23 protein-coding genes and 2 pseudogenes are annotated in these 21,335 nt (G+C 36.6%); 7 read left to right on the forward strand and 18 right to left on the reverse strand.

Features of this window, described 5'->3' with window-relative positions; translation table 11 throughout:
- Positions 1–239: 239 nt before the first annotated feature.
- The 5 genes from AMET_RS18970 to AMET_RS24525 form a co-directional block, all read right to left on the reverse strand.
- On the reverse strand, positions 240–2,504 hold the full coding sequence (locus AMET_RS18970) for an FAD-binding protein (RefSeq protein ID WP_012064927.1): 2,265 nt from the start codon (positions 2,502–2,504) through the stop codon (positions 240–242).
- A gap of 159 nt (positions 2,505–2,663) precedes the next feature.
- Positions 2,664–3,254, reverse strand: coding sequence for a TetR/AcrR family transcriptional regulator (locus AMET_RS24520; RefSeq protein WP_012064928.1), 591 nt, complete (start codon positions 3,252–3,254; stop codon positions 2,664–2,666).
- Positions 3,255–3,457: 203 nt separating this feature from the next.
- Entirely contained in the window at positions 3,458–3,595 is a 138-nt protein-coding gene (locus AMET_RS25950) for a hypothetical protein (RefSeq protein ID WP_012064929.1), read from the reverse strand.
- A gap of 36 nt (positions 3,596–3,631) precedes the next feature.
- Complete coding sequence (locus AMET_RS18980) at positions 3,632–3,871, reverse strand: hypothetical protein (protein ID WP_198135363.1); 240 nt, start codon at positions 3,869–3,871, stop codon at positions 3,632–3,634.
- Positions 3,872–4,167: 296 nt separating this feature from the next.
- Positions 4,168–4,770 (reverse strand): TetR/AcrR family transcriptional regulator, encoded by a 603-nt coding sequence (locus tag AMET_RS24525; RefSeq protein WP_012064930.1) that lies wholly within the window; start codon positions 4,768–4,770, stop codon positions 4,168–4,170.
- A gap of 292 nt (positions 4,771–5,062) precedes the next feature.
- On the opposite strand from AMET_RS24525, the gene AMET_RS18990 reads away from it, so the two are divergent.
- Positions 5,063–6,520: an FAD-dependent oxidoreductase gene (locus AMET_RS18990; protein ID WP_012064931.1), complete on the forward strand. Its 1,458-nt coding sequence runs from the start codon at positions 5,063–5,065 to the stop codon at positions 6,518–6,520.
- 276 nt (positions 6,521–6,796) lie between these two features.
- Here the strand turns inward: AMET_RS18990 and AMET_RS18995 are convergent, their stop codons facing one another.
- The 6 genes and pseudogenes from AMET_RS18995 to AMET_RS19015 form a co-directional block, all read right to left on the reverse strand.
- A complete protein-coding gene (locus AMET_RS18995; RefSeq protein ID WP_012064932.1) occupies positions 6,797–7,057 on the reverse strand; it encodes a hypothetical protein in 261 nt (86 codons plus the stop codon).
- 164 nt (positions 7,058–7,221) lie between these two features.
- Positions 7,222–8,118 (reverse strand): hypothetical protein, encoded by an 897-nt coding sequence (locus AMET_RS19000; protein WP_012064933.1) that lies wholly within the window; start codon positions 8,116–8,118, stop codon positions 7,222–7,224.
- Between the two features lie 438 nt (positions 8,119–8,556).
- Positions 8,557–8,769: a hypothetical protein gene (locus AMET_RS26685; protein WP_012064934.1), complete on the reverse strand. Its 213-nt coding sequence runs from the start codon at positions 8,767–8,769 to the stop codon at positions 8,557–8,559.
- A gap of 26 nt (positions 8,770–8,795) precedes the next feature.
- Entirely contained in the window at positions 8,796–9,305 is a 510-nt protein-coding gene (locus AMET_RS19005) for an ABC transporter ATP-binding protein (RefSeq protein ID WP_012064935.1), read from the reverse strand.
- On the reverse strand, positions 9,302–10,543 hold the full coding sequence (locus AMET_RS27090) for a HAMP domain-containing sensor histidine kinase (protein WP_012064936.1): 1,242 nt from the start codon (positions 10,541–10,543) through the stop codon (positions 9,302–9,304). The genes AMET_RS19005 and AMET_RS27090 overlap by 4 nt, the downstream gene beginning before the upstream one ends.
- A 275-nt stretch (positions 10,544–10,818) precedes the next feature.
- Positions 10,819–11,019 (reverse strand): annotated as a pseudogene (locus AMET_RS19015) (ATP-binding cassette domain-containing protein); the annotation flags it as partial.
- Positions 11,020–11,198: 179 nt separating this feature from the next.
- On the opposite strand from AMET_RS19015, the gene AMET_RS19020 reads away from it, so the two are divergent.
- The 3 genes from AMET_RS19020 to AMET_RS26695 all read left to right on the forward strand — a co-directional run bounded on the left by AMET_RS19020 (position 11,199) and on the right by AMET_RS26695 (position 12,418).
- Entirely contained in the window at positions 11,199–11,579 is a 381-nt protein-coding gene (locus tag AMET_RS19020; RefSeq protein ID WP_157047300.1) for a C45 family peptidase, read from the forward strand.
- 5 nt (positions 11,580–11,584) lie between these two features.
- Complete coding sequence (locus AMET_RS19025) at positions 11,585–11,803, forward strand: GyrI-like domain-containing protein (RefSeq protein ID WP_049765305.1); 219 nt, start codon at positions 11,585–11,587, stop codon at positions 11,801–11,803.
- A gap of 441 nt (positions 11,804–12,244) precedes the next feature.
- A complete protein-coding gene (locus AMET_RS26695; protein ID WP_242661330.1) occupies positions 12,245–12,418 on the forward strand; it encodes a VOC family protein in 174 nt (57 codons plus the stop codon).
- A 404-nt stretch (positions 12,419–12,822) separates the two neighbouring features.
- Here the strand turns inward: AMET_RS26695 and AMET_RS26700 are convergent, their stop codons facing one another.
- Both AMET_RS26700 and AMET_RS24540 read right to left on the reverse strand, forming a co-directional pair.
- Positions 12,823–13,545 (reverse strand): hypothetical protein, encoded by a 723-nt coding sequence (locus tag AMET_RS26700; RefSeq protein WP_049765306.1) that lies wholly within the window; start codon positions 13,543–13,545, stop codon positions 12,823–12,825.
- A 5-nt stretch (positions 13,546–13,550) separates the two neighbouring features.
- Positions 13,551–14,078: a hypothetical protein gene (locus AMET_RS24540; RefSeq protein WP_157047301.1), complete on the reverse strand. Its 528-nt coding sequence runs from the start codon at positions 14,076–14,078 to the stop codon at positions 13,551–13,553.
- Positions 14,079–14,128: 50 nt separating this feature from the next.
- Here AMET_RS24540 and AMET_RS19040 point away from each other — a divergent pair, with 50 nt between their 5' ends.
- Positions 14,129–15,058: a LysR family transcriptional regulator gene (locus AMET_RS19040; RefSeq protein WP_012064937.1), complete on the forward strand. Its 930-nt coding sequence runs from the start codon at positions 14,129–14,131 to the stop codon at positions 15,056–15,058.
- A 134-nt stretch (positions 15,059–15,192) separates the two neighbouring features.
- Entirely contained in the window at positions 15,193–16,563 is a 1,371-nt protein-coding gene (locus AMET_RS19045; RefSeq protein WP_012064938.1) for an MATE family efflux transporter, read from the forward strand.
- A 21-nt stretch (positions 16,564–16,584) separates the two neighbouring features.
- On the opposite strand, the gene AMET_RS25955 is transcribed toward AMET_RS19045, so the two are convergent.
- Positions 16,585–16,755, reverse strand: coding sequence for a hypothetical protein (locus tag AMET_RS25955; protein WP_157047302.1), 171 nt, complete (start codon positions 16,753–16,755; stop codon positions 16,585–16,587).
- A 371-nt stretch (positions 16,756–17,126) separates the two neighbouring features.
- On the opposite strand from AMET_RS25955, the gene AMET_RS19050 reads away from it, so the two are divergent.
- A complete protein-coding gene (locus AMET_RS19050; RefSeq protein WP_083761049.1) occupies positions 17,127–17,495 on the forward strand; it encodes an ATP-binding cassette domain-containing protein in 369 nt (122 codons plus the stop codon).
- Here AMET_RS19050 and AMET_RS19055 read toward each other — a convergent pair.
- From AMET_RS19055 to AMET_RS19070, 4 genes and pseudogenes are all read right to left on the reverse strand, one after another.
- Complete coding sequence (locus tag AMET_RS19055; RefSeq protein WP_041721088.1) at positions 17,461–17,646, reverse strand: hypothetical protein; 186 nt, start codon at positions 17,644–17,646, stop codon at positions 17,461–17,463. The genes AMET_RS19050 and AMET_RS19055 overlap by 35 nt on opposite strands.
- Before the next feature lie 3 nt (positions 17,647–17,649).
- Positions 17,650–18,156 (reverse strand): FAD-binding protein, encoded by a 507-nt coding sequence (locus tag AMET_RS19060; protein WP_157047303.1) that lies wholly within the window; start codon positions 18,154–18,156, stop codon positions 17,650–17,652.
- Positions 18,157–18,319: 163 nt separating this feature from the next.
- Positions 18,320–20,317 carry a methyl-accepting chemotaxis protein gene (locus AMET_RS19065; RefSeq protein WP_012064939.1) on the reverse strand — a complete coding sequence of 666 codons (1,998 nt, stop codon included), beginning with the start codon at positions 20,315–20,317 and terminating at the stop codon, positions 18,320–18,322.
- A 556-nt stretch (positions 20,318–20,873) separates the two neighbouring features.
- Positions 20,874–21,203, reverse strand: a pseudogene (locus AMET_RS19070) (DUF4277 domain-containing protein); the annotation flags it as partial.
- Positions 21,204–21,335 lie beyond the last annotated feature (132 nt).

The raw sequence follows: 21,335 nt of genomic DNA on the forward strand, positions 1-21,335 counted from the left end.
TAATCCCGAAGCGGTCTTCAAGGTCTTTCGTTCCGTCGGCTTCTATACTTTGCCCTTTATCTTTATTTCGATAATGGCAGTATCATACACTGCAGCCAAGCTTGTTGCCATTAGGAGTACAGAAACATAAAAGGGGCTGTGGGGAAATAGCCCCAAACACAGAGGTACGGCAGGCTATTATTATGCAGCCTGCCGTACCTTTGTGTTTTCCTCCTTTGTGTTTTGTGTTTTTTTATTTGCTATTTTAATGCTGCTTTTCCAGCTTCTATTCCACCGATTCGACCTGAGTTAAATCCCCATCCTAGTGCTACACCATCTAATTTAGGATAAGCAACTCCATCTAGAACCGAACCTATAGACTCTACCCCGACTGCATATAATCCTGTGATTGGTCTTCCATCAGCTGTTAATGCCTGCATATTTTCGTCTACTCTTACACCACCTAAAGAACTATAGGCTAAAGGAACAGCCTTGATTGCATAATATGGTCCTTCATTACCAAGATGATTCATATATTGAACTGGCTTATTGAAGTAGCTATCTCTACCTTCCTCAGCCATTTTATTATATCTTTCAACATTTCTTACAAAGGTTGCAGGATCCATGCCTGTTACTTCTGCTAGTTCTTCAAGTGTATCCCCTTTATAAGCAATTTCGATCTCCTCTCCTGCTGCTAATACTGCTTCGATATTCTCCATCTTATAGTCAGGCTCAAGTGGTTGTAGAAAGAAGTTAGCTCCAGGAGGAACTGTATCCATACCTATTCCTGCTAAACCTTCTGCTTTTAATACTTCTACTTGTTGTTGAGATACTATTGTGAAGTTATGACTACCATTTGCTAAAACAAAGTTTGTGCTGGAGTTCATGGAGCCTGCCTTTGCATTTTCATCCATAAAGCGCTCTCCCCTTTGATTTACCTTTAAAAGACTAGGAGTGATAGAAAGTGTGTAAGGGATAGAAGTATCATAGATATCAAAACCGCCTACTCTTCTTCTGCCAGCAACATCTGTTAAGTGGGCAGCCACACCACCTACATTCCATTCAACTGCCCCTGCCTCCAATGCCATTTCGAAACCTTCTCCAATATTTTGAGCTAAGCCAAATATTTCATAGGAGTAACCATTATTGTATTGTTCCATCAAATCTTTATTTCCAAGCATTCCACCCGTTGCTATAATAACCGATTTAGCATTTACTGTAACCTTTGTCCCATCATATTTTTCAGCTATTACACCGACAACAGCACCATGGCTATCTACAATTAGTGACTTGCCTGTAGTTTCATAAAGCACCATATCTACATCCGATATAAGCTGTTCAAATGAATCTGCCACTCCCATACTACCTAAGGAATCATCTACATAATCTACTATCCAATGCTGCGACCATGGGCTTAACCCCCAGTTAAATCCGCCTCTTTCTGCTAACCAATCTACTGTACTACCAGTAGTTTGTAAGAATCTTCTAAGCGTTCCTCCATTTACATACCAATGATTTTGTGCCATCCATTCTTCAAAGAGTTCGTCTTCATCCATTATGTCTACATTATTTTCTAATTGAATGCTTGCACCTAAAGTCATTGGTTGACTTGATAGAGATCCAGTACCCCCAACACGACCTGATTTTTCTATTAATATTACACTTGCCCCTTCATCCTTTGCAGATGCAACTGCTGATGTACCTGATGTTCCGCCACCAATTATTACTACATCAGCTTCGTAAACCTCTTCTGCCGTGTTTTTTTCTATAGGACGATTAAGGGCGGCAGGGTTTCCTCCAGCCTGTACAATGGCATCCCTTACTGCCATCATAAAACCACTACTTGATACTGTGGCACCTGAAATAACATCCACAGCTAAAGATTGTGATTCCACAATTCTATCTGGCAATCGATCCGTAACCGTTTTTAATATTTGCGGTGTATCTCTTAACATAGCTACAGGATATTTAGCAGCCCAAAACTCTCTATCAATCATTTCATTTTCTTGCGGAATGTTATCTGTCAGCTCAATAGAAATGATTTCATTTTCAGACACCTCAACTGTTACTTCAAGTGTTCCAGCATAACCCTGTGCTTGTCCCACATATGTCCCAGGTGTCATCATCAGCTCTGGTAATTCTGCAGTCGCTTCACCTCTAGATTGTGCTATGGCAGATTGAGCCGCCTCTTTAATTGCTTTACTTGTCACTGTGGCACCTGAAATTGCTTCTACATCAGCTGAATTAGTTTCTAATATCGCTTCTGGAAGTTTTTCTAGTGCATTCGTACCTATTCCAGTTGTTTCATTATCTCCAATAGCAATAACTGAAATCATTTTATCTTCATCAAAGGTGATAGTTACTTCTACTTCTCCACCATATCCCCTAGCTACACCAGTGAAGGTAGCTTCTCTGGTAGATCCTGTTTCTTTCGACGTTCCTGTCTCTTGACTACATCCAACCAACATAGATACCATCATAATTGTAATCAAGAAGAATACCACTTGTTTTTGCATTTGTTTCATTCGTATTTTCCCCCTTATGTAATTCACCTGTTTTGGTGACTTCGGTTCAGTGACCTTCGGTCGTTAATAAAATATTAAACTGTAGTTAAGGTTTTGTCAATAATCTAAAGAAGTTTTTTACAAATAAAAAAGGACTCTCCTTTTTAGAGACTCCTGCTTTTATATCATTGTCTTTATTATGTGGGATAAAGCATTACATCCTTCCTTGGTGACATCATAATTATTGTCTTCAATAGCCCACATGGCTAGAACACCTAATACGGTGGCTTGCCATAGATTAAAAAACTCCTTATTATCTATATTTTTTGTAAATTCCCCACTATTCCTACCTCGATCTAGTAGATAAAATAGATATTCTTTTTGTATATTCAAACCTACTTTTTCCCCAGACATTGATTCAGATATTAACATCTGTAAATAATTTTTAGAAAAAGCATACCCATCCTCTTTGACAAGCTCCATATAAGAATAAACATATTGCAAGTAAAGTTCTTTTGCAGATTTAGTTTCATCATAGGAAAACATTGTTGATAGCTTCTCATTTAATTGTATAGCTAATCGATAAAGTATATCTGTTTTGCTATCAAAATAGTTATAAAAAGTCCCCTTTGCACATCCACAAGCATCACATATTTGGCTTATTGTCACTTTGTGATAACCATGCCTTTTCACCAACTCTAAGGACATGTCCAGAAGCTTATGATAGGTTTGCTCTGCTTGTATATCACGTTTTGTTTGTTTTTTACTCATTGCACTGACTCCTTTTATATTATTCCTGCTAATTTCCACCGTCTAAAATGCTATCCTGATTTTAACACAAAACCATAATATTTGAAAGATCAGATATCAAGTAGCAAGGGGACGTATATTAGTATTTAAAAATTTTAACAAAAACGATCCCCATGAGGTAAGCCTCTCAACCGTCATAAATTCCCTGTCAGTTACTTGTTTCCTTAGGGGATGGGGATATCCAAGTCATCCTCATAGTCTGAGTAATGCGTTAAGATTTTATCTGCAATCCCTTTGATTTCCGTATCATAGATAAGTTTCTCAATTGGATCCTGACCGTCATACTCATAATTTGGAAACATAATCTGCTGGCGGATGGACAGGGCATTGATATAATCCTATGGATTGGAAGAAGTCTTTGGCGACGACATAATGATAGCTAAATTACTTTCAACATCAAAACTGGTTTGGTCTTGCAGCAGCTTGTTTCCGCCATCTGTGAAGATAGTATCATTGCCGTTCTCATGCTCATTAAATATTATACTCTGATTATAGGAGTAGTTTGTTTCAACCATCGCCGCCATTTCCGAATAATCCTCTTTAGGAATTTTGTAATACCTGTATTCATCTTGATACAAAGTCATTACAAAGGTAGGCTCATATTTAAAACAGTAAGAAATAATTCACTCATTGCTACACCTCCTTGGTCTATGCGGTATAGACTTCACATTGTAAATCTATCCTTAATAGACCCAATTATCAATGAGTATTTATAAAAATTATAATTATTAATCGTAGAGTACAAAAACCGCCAACCAAGAGAATTCACCTCATGATTGACGGTCGGTTAGCACTGTTATTTTTCCACAGACACAGAGGAGACCTCTGAAAAAGTGGTCTGTCCCGTTGTCTGCTTTGTCTGCTTCATTAAACTTTAGTCGCAGTAATACTTTTCAATACCTGATAGTAGAACTCTAATGAGATTTTTAATTTCTCTTTCGCTATAATCCTTCAACATATTAACTTGTATCGCATTAAAAAGGCCAAAATAAACGAGATAAATTAAGTCTACTATCTGTTTTGGGTCAGTTGTCCTTCTGATTTCTCCCTTTTCAATTAAACGTATGACATAGTCCATCTTTTGCTGATAAATATCTTCAATCAGGTTGTTTTGGAGTTTTTTAATAGGAGATAATTCTTCTATTGTATCGATTCCAAAAAAGAAATTAAGGCCGTATTTGGTATGTCTTTTGCCACAGTCATAGATTACAGCTTCAATAAAACTGATGATATGCAAATCTTGTGCAATGATTTTTGCATGGGTTTGCCGTAAATCTATCTCGTAGTAATTAAAGGCTGCTTTATATAAACCAAACTTATCCTTAAAATGATAATAAATAGGACCACGCGAAATACCAAGGGCATTTGTTATGTCTGTAAGATTAGTGGCAGCATATCCCTTGATGGAAAATATCTCAAGGGATTTTTGAATTAAAATATTCTCCATATCTTTTTCTTTTGTATCTATTGGCATCATATATGAACCGTCCTTACATATGTTTTTTTCATTTTAGCATATTTAATTGGTTAACACAATTGATATCTTGTTAATAAAAAACAGAGAATTTATGCATCTATGCATGTTTAAGTATTTTATGATGCTAAAATAAATCTAAATGCTAAAACAATTACAAATACTAAATTACATTATAAATACGTTTGAAAAAAATTAGTTATTGTTAAAAAAATATCTTGTACTATCCTTTTTTAGGAGATATAATAAACTCGTATTATACATGAACGCATAATATTTTCAAGGGGGAATACAAATGTTAAGTAAAAAAAGATTTTTAGTCTTTGTTTCAGTTTTATTGATAGTAGGGCTTTTGGCGGGGTGTACAACTTCCAGTAACCCAACCGCAAAGGATGAGACAGATACAGAAGGCAAAGTAATTGAAAAGGATATATTGGTAATTGGTGGTGGAGCAGCGGGCCTGGCGGCAGCAATTGAAGCGGCAGATGAAGGAGCTTCTGTTATTTTAGTTGAAAAAATGTCTTATCTTGGAGGAAGCACCTTAATTTCAGCAGGAATTATGTACGGGGCTGAAACACCTATTCAAAAACAGCAAGGCATCACAGAAACTTGGGAAGACTTAGCTGCCTATTGGATTGATATGGCAGAAGGGAATGTGGATGTAGATCTAATTAACTATATTGCATCCCATTCAGGTGAAACCTTTGAATGGTTAGAGGAACAAGGGGTAGAATTCGCTGAAGGTTTATCACCTCAAGGAGTTAGTCCTGCCCTGAGAGGTCATACTCCAAAAGAAGGCAGAGGAATGGGATTAATTCAACCTTTAGAAAAAACTGCTAGAGAAAAAGGTGTTGAAATTCTTCCTAATGCACCAGCAACTAAGCTATTGGTAAATGATGAAAATGAAATAGTTGGGGCAGAAGTAGACGAAAAAGGTGAAAAGATCATCATCAATGCTAAAGCAGTAATTTTAGCCACAGGGGGATATGATCGGAACCCAGAGTTAATCGCAGAATATGCACCAGTTGCCAATAATTACACCTCCTATTCTGCAGTTGGTAACGTTGGAGACGGTTTAGTGATGGCAAGGGAAGTTGGAGCAGAAATCGTATCTAAAAATAGTGTCATTGGATTCAAAGGTATGGGGCCTGATTATCCTTATACAACTCCTTTAGGAGGATTAGTTTTCCTACCAGGACTATATGTTAATCCAAATGGAGAAAGATTTGTACAAGAAAATGAACATTATGCTGTTGTAGTTGACATTATGGCGAAAAATGGATATGACGCTTATTATGTTATTATTGATAAAAACACACCAACAGAAATCATTGAGTCAGGGATTGAAGACGGTTACGGATTTAAAGGAGAAACCATTGAAGACTTGGCTGAAGCTATTGGTCTGCCGGTAGAGAATTTAGTTGAAACTGTAGAACGTTATAACCAATTAGCTGGATTAGGAGTAGATGAAGACTTTGGAAAGGCTGGAGAATTAAATGTAATTGAAGAAGGACCTTACTATGCTGTAAAGGTGACACCAGCTATGATTGGATCCATTGGAGGCCCAAAAGTTACTTTAGAAGGTAGAGTTTTAAATCCTGAAGGAAATGCTGTTAAAGGTTTATTTGCAGCAGGTGAAGTAGCCAATGGTCAACTGTATAATGAAGTTTATCCTGCAAGTGGTACTTCAATAACAATGTCCTTTACATTGGGAAGAGTAGCAGGAAGAGAAGCTGCAAAGGAAGTAAAATAGATAATCATGCTCAAATAGGTTGTATAAAGAAATTGAACAGACATAGGAACATAATATGATATATTCCCGCAAACATTTTAAACAAAGCTTTCTCAACATTTATACTTCTAGCAAAATAGCCGAAATAAACACTCAATGTCTCGAAACCCTGTATTTATAACCTTTTTCTGTTTGCTATTCTTAAACCCTTGACATCAATACTACACACTCAACATGGCTTGAGAGGGTAGCATTGATGTCAGAGGTGATTTTTCACTCGAAGTACGCGAGAACATATCAACCGTTTTTTTGCTTTGTTTCTTCACTATCGTTTTCATTATCGCTTTTCTCTTCTGCAACCTCTTCCAGTTCGATATTGCAGCAACCACCTTTTTCTTTATTAGATACAAACAAGCCTCCAAATAAATTATGAAGAAAACCCCTCTTTACTCCATATTGCTTTTCGATTAATTTTATTAGCTCTTCATCAGAAAGTCTATGCCTTTCTTTATAATCTAAATTTCCTTTTCTGTCGCAAATAATTCTAATGTTTGACAACAGACAATTCCCTGTCCCTTTGTCTGACTCTGTCCCTTTGTCTGAGGCTGGATTGTGTATCTGCTATTTAAACCATAACATCGCCCTCAAAACCAATTTGAAATGCACAGCATACAAAAATAAATTTGTATACGAGATTTTCAACAAAACACAATGCTATATTTTCATATAAAAAATTTACTTATAATATTTTGTATGTACTCTTCATCTAAAGGGCTGGATTTATCTATAATACTTTGCACACGTCGCTCGTTTACATCGAAGTCTTTAACAATTTCTTCTCTCCACTTTTCAGCATTTTTATGCATTGCCTTAATAAAATCATCTAATTTGACACGGTCATTGAAAATCTCTTTGAGACTTGTATCTCCATATTTCTCTACAAAGGCACTTACACGAATATAACCATCAGGAGCAGTTGGGAATGTGTAAGACTTGAAAGGTTCCATATCTGAATTATCAAAAACCACATATCCCTTTTCACGCAATATGTCGTTTTCAGCATATTTGTTAACTACAGACAAGAAGTCATTTGCTTCATCAAGGTTATCAAAATAATTTTGTGCAATATACTTGGAAAGCTCTAAAGCAGTTTTCCTATTAACAGCACGATCTTCAATCGTGCCATTTGTATTGTTAACGGTGCCTCTAATTTTTTCGGCAATTTCACTTGCAATTAATGAAGTATTGTTTACTTTACCTTCTAGTTTTTCGTAAAGAAACGCTTCAAAGGTTCCTGCTTTAAATGTATATTCTACCCCAAGAATTTGAAATTCATTTTCCAAAGGATCGATGTTTTGTCGTTCTGAGATGCTCTTAGCAAAGTCTAATTTCCTTTGTTCAGAATAGTCTTTGTTTAGAAACTGTTCATCAAACTTTAAGGGACTGTTAGAATCATGCTCTTTGAGAGCTAGAAACATCTTTCTTGACTCATTACTTATGAAAACTTCATCGTTATGAACATTATTTGAACTGCTTTCCTTAACCTTATTAATCTTACTATTAGTAAGATTAGATACGGGGTAACTAGCTGTAGTAGTATAAAAAGTAACCCTGCTCAATTCAAATTCCCTCCATTTCTCCATATAGTTTATTTTTTTGGCTAATGTTTTGGCATATATGCCGTTTATTGCAATAAAGTATTTAGGATATTGTATTGCTCAACCTTTTTTAACATCCTCATTGTAATTTATATCGGATTTATTTGGAAAAAGTTTATATATCTTCCTTAATTAAATTACAAATAATACCCGTTAGAGCTGCTCAGAAAACACATTCCATCCAGAGGGAACAGCTCTACATATCCCCCTGCATGAAGGTGCGGTTTCTTATCTCAAGTATGCTTTGAAAAGAGCTTGTGGCTGGTAAGCATACCAATCACAGCGACAATGACTGAACCGATAATGATGATTACCCACATCCACAATGTAGCGTATTGACTTTAAAACGCAATATAGCCTTCGCTGAGCCCCAGCTCGGTTGCTCATTTCAAATAGCTGTCAGTAAACATGAACAAACGGAACTGCACGCCAATGGCATTCCAGCAGGAAAAACGATATAAGAGATAAGAGCCGCTTAAAATCCTTTGCCTGAAGTTTTTCTATGTTTATTTTTGTTTTCATATCAGTACATCCTTTCTTATTCCGCCACAGACCATTTTCAGCCTTTCGCTGTTCCTGTACCATACTCGCATACCAACCGCCTTTTTTCATCAGCGTTTCATGGTTGCCGCTTTCCTTTATTTGCCCTTTTCCAGAACAATGATGTTGTCTGCATTTATAATCGTGTTTAGCCGATGGGCGATGACGAACACGGTTTTTCCCTGCATCAAGCGCTTGAAAGCACGCTGGATTTCTCGTTCATTATCTGCATCCAGACTGGAGGTGGTTTCGTCCAGCAACACAATGGGGGCGTTTTTCAAAAGTGCCCTGGCTATGGAAACCCTTTGCCGTTCCCCGCCCGAAAGCGTTGAGCCTCCTTCTCCGATTACCGTATCATAGCCCTGTTCCATAGCGACTATCAAGTCGTGGCAGTGGGCAGCTTTTGCAGCCTCGATAATTTCATCCTCTGTGGCCTCAGGCTTACCGATTTTAATATTGTTACCCACGGTATCATGGAGCAGGTACACATCCTGAAACACCACCGCAATTTGAGAAGCCAGTGCGTCCGGCGAAACGTCCTTGATGTCCTGCTGGTTTATTGTGATACTGCCCTCCGTAACATCCCCAAAACGAGAGATCAGGCTCATGATTGTTGTCTTTCCGGCTCCGGAGCGGTGTTTGCAATATATAAACCTAATCCATGATGTCCAGTTTTTGTTCTACTTTCATTTTCCATAAAAAACTGCTCTTTTCCATACCTTAACATCTTTTTAGAAAAACCGTTGCCCTGATCTATTACTTGGATAGTTAGTTCACAATTATCCGCGGCACCATACATGGCAATAGTTGATCCGTTTGGAGAAAAGTCAAAAGCATTTATAATAATATTCATCATTGCACGTTCTAATTCATTTTCATTTCCTTTTATATATTGATTTTCTTCAATATCTATTTTCCAAACTAAGTTAATATTTTTTATTTTACTTAAAGCCTCGCTTTGACTTTTTAAAGAATTTAGCACTTTTATAACCTTGATATTTTCATTTGGATGTTCTTTATCAATTTCATTTTTTGTAAAAGTCAATAATTCTTGAATATATTCATGCATTTGTTCACTGCTTTCCTTTATATAATTGCAGTAGTTTTTTTGCTCCTTCGTCAATTCTGTTTCCTTAAGTAATTCGGTATTACCTTTAACTATAGTAAGAGGGTTTTTTATATCATGAGCCAAAGCTGAAACCTGTTCCCTCTTTTGCTTCTCTAATAACCATTGTTCCTCCAACGCAATCTTTAAAGAGTTTTTCATCTTTTCAATCCCTTTAAGGACCATACCTATCTCTTCTATATTACTATTGCCTACGTTAAAATCTAAGTTCTGTTCTTGTATTTTTTCCGTTGTTATTAGAAGGGCTTTTAATTCACTATTAACCCTTTTCGCAAATCTATTAGACCACAAGACAATTATTGTAATAAGTTGAAGAAAAAACAAAAATATAATAGCTACTTCTGCATTAGGTAAAACGCTCCTCAATTTTTCACTTCTAAAATGCATAGTTAATGGATAGTTAATAATCAATATATCCTTTTCTCTTGCAATACTAATAATATAATTTGATAAACCTATTGACTTATCCCCTTTACTATAACTATCCCAATTTATTTTTTTATTCTCTGAAGAAAAATTTCCATATAAAAAGTGTCCATCTTCTGAATAAACGCCAAAACTACTCATTGGTGTTAATAAATCCATTGTTACCTTAGGTGTATTCTTTAGTTCCTCATAATTCTTTTGAATCACTTTTTCAGAATAATTTGCTGGATACACCATTGAGGCTGAAGCAAATAGGGAATAATTAACTAACAATAAAATAATAATTAAAACCATATAGAACCTTTGTCTTTAGGATATAAAAATACTCCTTTATAGGATAAGATTTTCTCTCTTGTAATTACTTGAGCAGAAATAATAGCTAGCATTCCTGGAAGAAACATAGTATACCACCAGTTATATGCTCCACTTTGACCTCCACCCCATAAAACACATAATAAAAGTGTAAATAATGGTGCGATCACAACAAAATTATTCGTAGTTGTTCTTTTACTCTTTTGAAACTCTGCTTCATTCCCATAGAAAAATTTTTTACTTTCTTTTTACCTGAAATGATTTTCGAGTAATATTTCTCCGGAGGATGGTTTCATAATGCCTGTAATCATTTTTAATATAGTTGATTTTCCTGCACCATTTGGTCCGAGTAAACCATAGACAGAATTCTTCCTAATAGATAACGAAACATTATTTACAGCTATTTCATTCTTAAACTTTTTGGTTAAGCCCTTTACCTCTAAAATATAATCTGACATCTTAATTACCTCCTAATTTCATCTTGTATTTAATCCATAATTAAATTATAAAAGGTAATTATAAGGATTCTGTAAGGATTTATAATAAATATAGAATATTCAAGCTGTATAGTTTCATACAAATACATGAATGAGCAGAAAATATCAAATATTGTTCTATCCTTTCTTGTAAAATAAATATGAAAGGTAAGGTGATTATTTTGAAAACAACCACTGCTTATTATAAAAATTTTGAAGGAGACAGCTATCAGATTGGAGTATCGCTTGGAAAATGGGCGTTGTCCCAGCCTGAAATGCTCAAAGCCATGTTGCTTCCTGCAAATGCGTACCCTCAAAAAAAATTGCAGGAAATCACAGATCTACTGGATAAATATTGCAGAGGTGCCAATGAGGAAATACAGGGATTTGCTGATACTGTTGGCATTGAGCTCGGTCAAGCATTGTTTTACGCCATGACATATTTAGAGCGCGGATGCAGCTTGATGGCTGCATTACCTGCCAAAACTGAGGAGGGACATACTATCCTTGCGAGAAATTATGAGTTCTCCGATGAAATGTAGGAGAAATGTGTCAAAAACAGTTTACTGGAGGAAAATACGCACGGTTTACCCACACCGGCAAGGTAGATACATTGCTTCAATCCTATCAATATATCTGGGGAACATGGCTATTTGTCAGCAATGTAGAGTTGGAAGTACAGGATGATTTTGAATGCTATAATGAACGGTTTCTAGGCGCAGATAACCTTCAATCTCAGATTGATATTTATTTTCCGATTAAATAGTGGCTATAAAATGAGTCCTGAACGAACAGAGATGTATTGTCTGTTCTTGTATAAAAAACGGCACACAATGATAAAGCCGTTGCATCTTTAATACGATGCAACGGCTATTAACATTATAATGCGAGTATAGTCCAGTCCATACTCGCATAAAGGCAAAGGCAGTGGTCTAATTTGTTTCATATCGTATCTCCTTAGAATTTATATTTGCGTGGTGATATTTGGATTTTTGTATAGTATAATAAAATTAAAAATCAAGTCGCCTTTGGTGATAAGGCCGTCGCTCTTTATCAAAAAGCTTTTGATCCTGACATTCTCAGTAGTTACCCAAATAGTGATGGCACATTTTTTCATGCTGAACTTGATATTCAGGGAGAGATATGAGCAGTCGCAGAACGCAATTCAGCACATGCCATTGAGGGTGAAACCATTACAGGCAATGTCATGCAGTTTTGTTTGGATTATGGCGAAGGCAATGAGGGTATGGTAAGAAAAGCATATGAAGCACTTAAAACAGATGATAAAATCATCATCCCCCTTGCGCTACGTGAATATAGTCCCCTCATGGTAGACTTAATTGACAAATATGGCATCCGTTGGTGTCTTTTTGATTTCTAAAATTCAAGATCGAAAACTTGCCTTTATTGCAAAAGCTGGTTTCCCATTATAGGAGACCAGCTTTTGCAATCATTATCCATCTGTTTTTTTCTACTCATTTAAAAAACTCACGTGATTTACATTTAACTTTTGATAGATAATTACTAGAGGTATACAAACAACACGGTATGCTCATAATCTCCCTGAAATTCGAATTCACTATACACATTTTTCAAACATTGGTTCAATATACTCTCTAATCAGTTTTATTCTATCCTTAGCTCGTGGCATAGAAAGAGAAGCTATCGAAACTAGCATTTGATTTTTCTATTGACATAAATCACATTTCCACCATCTCCTAAAGCTGCATAGATATGTTCTTTATCATCAACAATCCACCACAGATAGCCATACGACAGCCTTCTTCAGCGACTATGTTCCTTTGTACTCTCATCTATCCACCATTCCGGTATAATTTGTTTCTCATTCCACATTCTGCCATTTAAGTACAATTGACCTATTTTTGCCATATCCATAGGGGTCAAAATAAGACCCCAGCCTGCTGTATTTATCCCTTGCGAGTCGACAACCCAACCGCTAACATTATTATCTTGGAAAAACGCAATATGTTCTTCTTTATTGCGTAACACCACATTGTGTTCAATGACAATCACCGAATTGCCACTGGCAACCAGCTGATCTAATAGCTTTAATAGCAATGCCGTATCATACAGGCTAAGTCCCGTCGTTGGTTCATCTAACACATAGAGCATATTGCCCTTTAACTGCCGTCCCAGCTCTTTGGCAAGCTTCACTCTCTGTGCCTCCCCACCACTTAAAGACGAAGATGGCTGACCAAGTGTTAAGTACCCCATTCCCATCTCCTCTAAGATACGCAGAGGTTTCACAATGCTATTTAGATCTACAAAGAAGAACAAAGCTTCGCCAATGCTCATCTCTAATACATGGATAATTGTTTTCCCTTTATAGTCTACCAAAAGACTTTCTTCATTAAATCGTTTGCCATGACACGTTTGGCAGAGCTTATCTACGGAAAAATCAGAGGTCAGAAAGATCCTTTCATAACCACTCCCCCCACAGTCTAGACATGCTCCTTTCGAATTAAAAGAAAAATGTCCGGCACTCATATTTCTTATTTTTCTTCCGGCTGTTCTGCAAAAAGTTCCCGGATTTTATCCCCGATACCAATATAAGAGACGGGTGTAGAACTGGTGCTTCTTCCAATGGGCTCTTGGGATATATTTACAAAACTACTAATCTGATCTATACCGGTTAGCCCAGTTGCATGACCATATTTCCTGGCACTGGCAAGACGTTTCAAAAGCGTCTCCTCAATCAGAGAACTCTTACCACTTTCGGATAATTCAGCAATACCAACCATGGCATGAAGTGGAAATACTACTGTTAAGTCTTTTAAATAATGGGTATTGCCATGTTCCAGGGTAAGACAGTCTTCCTTATCAAACGTATCCCTTCTGACCTTCCTCTCTGACATTGTACATTTTCCAAAAATATACTTGCTAAGCAGAGTATCTACTTTCTCATATCCTCCATAACCACCCTGGTAGACCACCGTTCCACCTTCTATTCCTGCTTTCGGACCAATCTCGATAATATGTTCGGCATAACAAATGAATTTTTTGTTTAAAAGATACACCATGCTATAATAAAAACAGAGCATCACAAATATCGCAAGGGCTGGTGAATATTATGGAATTAAAACAACTGCAGTATTTCCAGGTATGTGCAGAGCAAAATTCATTAACCAGAGCAGCGGAGATATTGTATACGACACAACCTAATGTCAGTATGGCAATCCGTGCATTGGAAAAAGATGTGGGGGCAAAGCTGTTTATTCGAAAATCTAAAGGTGTTGAATTAACAGAGTGTGGCAGAAGAATTTATGATTATGCTATGAACGTGCTCAAAAATGTAAATTTAATTTCGGAGACTGGACGCATGAGCGATCAGATGACCTTTAGCATTGCTACTAATCCCAGTAGCAATATGGCCGTTCTCTTTTCACAGTTTTACCAAAAAAACAACTCATCTGGAATCCATTTTCGCTATACAGAGTGCGGTGCTGAACAGATGATTGAGATGCTCCATGACAGAAAATATGAACTAGGATTTGTTTTTGTGGCCGAGAATAAACGAAGGGCGTTATCTCAAATTCTGGAGAGGAAGCATCTAGAATTCATTCCCTTAGTGATGACAGATATGGTTCTATATGTAGGAAAAGAGAATCCACTATATGGCAGGTCGTCTATCCTCCCCCAAGAACTCTTGAGTCTTCCCTTCGCTCAATTGGAGGAGGATTATTTTACCATAAATGATATGTTGGAAAGTTTGATGCCAAATCAAGTTAATGGGAATATGTTAGAGCGTGTCATGGTGACGAACAGCAATCATGTCATGATTCAAATGCTTAAACATACAAATTTATGTAATCTTGGTAGCTACTGGCTTAGAGACGTATATCGACAGTATGATTTTCAGCGCATTACTATCTCAGGATTTGAGGAAAAGGTTATGTTTGGATATCTGAAAGCCAGAATGGAGCCCCTAACTCCTATGGGAAAAGCTCTCCTTTCTTTTGTGGAGAAAGCTCTCAATGAGGAAAATGTAAATCTGACATAGCATATATAAAACATGATATAAGGATTTTTTATATCATAGGATATAAAAAACCTAATATACCAGATAAAATTTACGAATGATATAATGATTTTGAGATATTATAAAAGTTCCGTTGGATTTTTGGAGGTATATAGATGGGGAGTAAAATTTCTAGACAAACAGAACTATCCATGACGGAAGGCCCCATTGGCAAGATGCTCTTTATTTATACAATGCCCATACTTACTTCTCAGATATTGCAGCAGTTTTATAGTGTGGCAGACGCAGCACTTATAGGTCAATATGTAGGAGTAAATGCATTAGCCGCTGTAGGAATCTCAAGCTTGCTTTTATCCGTAATTATAAATTTTTTCATTGGGATTTCTACTGGAATCAGTGTATTGACTTCACAGCTATTTGGAGCAAAGGAGTATGATAAGCTTAGAGATAATATATCTACTTCTATACTTCTTTGTATAGTAGCAGGTATTGTGATGACCGTAGCAGGACTGGTAGGTACAGATTATTTCTTGGCATGGCTACAGACACCGGGTGAAATCTATCCCTTAGCTCAAATATTTCTACATATCTGTTTTTGGGGAATGGTACCACAGCTTTTATTCAATATCGGAGCAGCTATACTTCGATCATTAGGCAATACTCGTTCTTCTTTGTGGTATCTTGTTCTATCGTCCACGACAAATCTAATACTAAATTTCTGGTTAGTCGCAGGCTGGAATATGGGGATTACAGGTGCGGCACTGGCAACAGTTTTGTCACAGTGGTTATCCGCCCTACTGGTTGTTTCTAAACTATTCAGACTGGATAAAAGATATGCTCTATCCATATCACTGATGAGGTTACAACAAGATGTTTATAAAGAGTTATTATCCAAAGGACTTCCATCCGGTATGCAGGCTATATTTATGAGCATTTCTTCTTTAGTCATTCAGACTTCTATTAATTCCTTTGGCACAGTGGCTGTGGCAGGAATGATCCTATATGCACGTATAGAAGGATTTTTGTATTATCCACTTTTTTCCTTTGGGATGGCTGTCACAGGATTTGTGGGGCAGAACATGGGGGCGCATAAAGAAGATAGAATACATCGAGGAATGTTTCTTGCAATGATAACATCAGTTCTTTTTTCAATTGGTATGAGCATTTTGTTAATCTTCTGTTCGGAACCTGTGCTGAAAGTTTTTACAAGTAATCAAGCAGTAATAGAAAGCGGAAGACAGGCCATCCTATATATTTTTCCTTTTTATTTTTTATACGGAATAAATCAAGTTTACATCGGCGCTATTCGAGGACTTGGTGATACTTCGTACCCTATGATAACCTCGCTATTATTCTATTGCATCTTTCGGGTGACCTTTTGTACGGGAGTGTTGCCATTGTGGCATGATATGAGAGTGATCTATGCCGCATATGACATCAGTTGGATGCTTATAGTAATTCTACTATATTTTCGATTTGAAAAATTGAGTCATAAACTACTAAATGATATTATCATAACTACTTGATCACTAAACTTTAAGGAGCATTTAGTATGTTCCCATAAAGATCCCATCCATTAATTGGTAAATTCTAAAATAAGGTATCATCATAAAAAGACCACTGAAAAATGATAGTAACACCGATAAAATTAGCCAGTATTTGTCTTTACCTGCCCATGTAAGCAGGAGTAATACAGGATTTGTTTTTTTCTCCTTCACTTTGACCATCCTTTCTGCTTAAATTTCCTTTAGTCCAATTACTTTCGTTTTTTTAATATACATCTGATTATCCTCCAAATTTAGTATATATATTGGTATTCACCTTAAAAGATAAGTCACGTCTTTTGCCCGTGCTGCGTATGGCTGCGGCTGTAAATAAGATGGTGGATATCCCTAAATTTTCCCTTCAAAAGAGGAATTTGTCTACCTAATTATGTTATACAAAAGAAACATTGTTAAAGCGTCTTTTGAAAGTCTAATTAAAGATGGAAAAGCCAATAAGGAAACCTTTCGACAGTTTTTGTACAAAGTTTATTTATCCGACAATAACATCTTTGATTATTTGAAGGATGACGAAGTATCCATGCTAAATGCGCGTTGGCCCCCAAAATATTCGGCAGGAAATGCACCCCATGTCCCTATCAGGAGGTCAAAAGCAACGTGTTGCAATAGCCAGTGCCATAGCATCAGAAAGAGAGATAATTATATTTGACGAACCCACAAGTGGATTAGATTTACGACATATGATACAGGTGTCGAATAACCTGAAACAGCTTAAAAATATGGGTAAAACTATTGTAATTATAACCCATGACTTAGAACTCATCTTAAAAATATGTGATTATATTCTACATTTAAGAAATGGAAAGGTACATAAAGAATATTGGCTTGATGAAACAAAGGCCATTAATCTGATGACATTTTTCACGCAACAAGTAATACATAGTGAGATTGTGTAATCATTGAATTCACAATCTCATTTTCCTGCTTTAATCTTTCTTCTTGTTTTTGATACTGAGCAGCAATTTTCATGTGGTTATTTTCATTAATTAAATTTGCAGTTTCTTTAACAGAAAAACCATAGCTCCGATTTAAAACTACCTTTAACAATGACTATTTTGTTTTTGCAGCACTTTCTCCAGCTATTTTTCCAAAAACATTGATATCTAGAAATGCATTACCACCTAACCGATTTGCACCATGAATATGACCGGTTACTTCTCCAGCAGCATAGAAACCAAGAATAGGCTGATCTTCTGCTCCTAATACACGGGCATTCGTATCGATTTTCAGCCCTCCCATTGTATGATGCACCGTTGGGGCACGTTTAGCAGCATAATATGGCGCATTACCCATTTTTTTATCGTATGTTTTTAATCCAAACTCATCTGTCCCACCGTCAACAGTAGCGTTATAGGCATCAAGGGACTTTTGCAAATTACCAGCATCTACATCTATAAGAACCGCTAATTCCTCTAGTGTGTCTGCTTGGTATGTCTTCCCGGTTATCACATTATTTTTTATTGGCTGTTCATCGGGATTGTATCTTGTAGCATCAGCAATAATCCACATAGTACCACCCGGTTGAGCGTAAGTCGCGTCGCATAAGCGGTAAGTCATCACTGCACCAAAACCACCTGTTGCTATAACAATGCCATTTTTAGCAATGATAGCATTAATTATAGTAACCTATAAATGCAATACTTTTAAAACAACCCCGCACATTTGTTTATGGAAACAATGTGCGGGGTTGTATCTATTATAAAGGCTTGTATCATTATGATTAGATTTTGAAGTGGTTAACCTTCGTTAATAGGTCTTCTGCAAGTCGAGCTAATTGATCAGCACTGTGTGTAACTTCTTCCATCGAAGCAAGTAATTGTTCCGAGGAAGCAGCTGTTTGTTCAATACCAGCAGCTGACTCTTCAGAAACAGATGTAATTTCTACAAACGATTGGCTCATTGTTTCGCTATCCTTTGCAATTACAGCTAAATGACTCGATATACTTTGGAACATGGTTACCATAGTACTTACAGATTGATTAATTCCTGTAAACCTTTCACCAGTGATAGTTATTTGTTTAGAGCCTTCTTCCACCACTTCATAACCATTTTGAAGTGAATTCATTACATCATTTGATTCCTTCTGAATACCAGTGACAATTTTTGTAATATCACCAACCGAAGATGTAACCTCTTCAGCTAACTTACGAACTTCATTTGCAACTACTGCAAACCCTTTTCCATGTTCACCTGCTCGTGCAGCCTCAATAGCTGCGTTAAGTGCAAGTAAATTCGTTTGCCCTGCAATCCCTTGAATCACTTCTACTAGCTTTGAAATTTGGTTTGCCTGTTGATCAAGACTTCGTACTTTTTCAACTCCATCTTGTACTATCTGATGGACCATCTCCATTTGAATTATGGATTGTTCCATTGATTCTTGCCCTTTTTCAGTTTGCTCAATGATACCTTGTGACTCATTACGCATGTGTAGGGTACTATTACTAGCCTCAGTTACCTTTTCAACAAAGCCCTCCATTAGCTCAGATATTGTTCCTGAGCTAGTTGCTTGTGATTCTGCTCCTAAAGAAAGCTCCTGCATTGTTGTGGCAATTTGTTTGCTTCCTTCCGTCACCTCGCTTGCTGATTGAATCAAGTATTCACTATTGCTTGACAATTGATCGGTTGCATCAGAAACACTTTTAATTATATCAATTAATGAATCTTGCATTTTCTTTGTGGCATGTACTAGGTCACCGACCTCATCTTTCCTTTTGATAAGGTTTTCAGGCACTGCTTGAGTAAAATCGGCATTAGCAAGTATATTTAGGTGTTTAGATACCTCTGTAATCGGCTTAGCAAGCAGATTGGCTAAGAAAAATGCCGAGACTATGACGAGCAAAACAGCTACTAATATGAGCAACGCTGATGAACGAGCCATGACTTGAATTTCTGAATACACTTCGCTGGTAGGCGCCGTTACTACGATTTTCCATCCAGATTTAGCGACAGTGGAAAATGCTGCAATCTTCTCATCCCCATGGCCATCTGTGTAAGTCACGTAGCCCGTATCGTTGGATAATATTTCCTTCTCAAAAGCTTGCAATGTTTCCTCATTCATACCGACATTGCTATAATTCTCACCTATGATGTCCTGGTCGGGATGATAGATGAAATCGCCATTTGACGATAATAAAAAGCCGAAGCCGGTATCTGCAATTTCAATTTTTCCTACAGTATCAGAAAGTGCATCCAGTCTGACATAGCTGGCAATTAAACCATTAAAATTATTGTCTTGATCAAGTACGGGTACAGCCACAACGATTTGCTTGTTTCCCGTTTCCGCATTTATAATAATATCACTTACTGCGTATTCTTTAGTTTCAGCGACGGCCTTGAAATAATCCCTTTCCTTCAGATTAATACTAGCGACACCGATATTTCCATCCTTGTCCACAACGCTAGCAAGTTCTACATCCGAATCATTTACTTCCAAATGATGCAAAACAGACTGTATGTAATCTAAATCCATTTCTTTAAACTCAGGATAAGCATCGAGATTGTTTGAAAGTTGATCTGCCTTGCTATCAATCCAATCGCTCAGTGAATTCCTATTCAGCTCGGCCAGTGCCGTCTGCTGCTGTTCAATATTATTTTGTAAAAAAGAACTAAACTGACTTGATTGCAAAGCTGCTAAACATAGAAGTGGAATAAGTGCGATGCACAACATACTTAACATAATTTTGAACTTCATGGTCCCAAAAAACTTCATAATATTCATTGTTTCACTCCTCTGTGATGTCTGATTTTTTATATATGGAACATTTACCCCAAAACACCGATAGGTATTAGGGCAATATGTTTACCAAAGTCTTATGTAATGTAATAAACGAAGCACAGCTCTATTTATAATAGTAAAATGATGGAGTAATATGTATTTTTTTGTCGATTTATGTTCATTATATAATCTTACCATATATTTGTAAAGTACTAATAAACAACTTTAAGTCTAATATAATATTGTTCCTGTCACTTAATAATATCTGGAAGAATACAATCACGTAAACCGTCAATAAAAATGGACACGATTACTTATATGATCCATTTTTTGTTTTAGAAAAGTAATTTTCATAATCAGTTTATGAATATTTATGATTTATTTTCCTCCATCGCTCTGCGGATACGATCAGCATTGGATTTTGGCTGTATTTCTGAATAGTATCGATAGCCCTGGATGTTTTTAGCATCATCTTTTTGTGATGGTTTACCAGGTCTATGACGTTCTTGGCTTTTTACTTCAAAGGTGATGTCATAATACTTTACTTTCTTTAAATCCTTTAACTTGATTTTATCGGAGTGATTGCCTTTGCTAGGATTTTAGAGAATATATTCCGACTACCTGCTGCGTGAAAAAGGTCAAGAAAGCCTCCCAAACGATCATCGTTGATTTGCTCTAATGAAATAGGCTGATGGAAAAGTCCTTCAATGTCCTTGTCTTCATAGTATTCTTTAAGTCTATAGATAGGATGATGATCATCGCACATGTTTACAATCATCATCATGGCAAGAACACCATATGGAATTTCCTCGGGTCTACCCGTAGAGCTTGAAAGCGCAGTATTAATCAATGCCGGCACACCAAGTGCTTCACATAGAGTTACAATAAAACCTTCTTTACCAACGTTTTATGTTTCAACGATACTAGGATCAACCATCATGAGAACCTCCTTGAAATATATTCATATGACGGTATTTCGACGCAAAATTGAAAAATCCTTTTTGGAAATTCATTACATTTT

This window comes from Alkaliphilus metalliredigens QYMF (assembly GCF_000016985.1).
Classification (GTDB): domain Bacteria; phylum Bacillota; class Clostridia; order Peptostreptococcales; family Natronincolaceae; genus Alkaliphilus_A; species Alkaliphilus_A metalliredigens.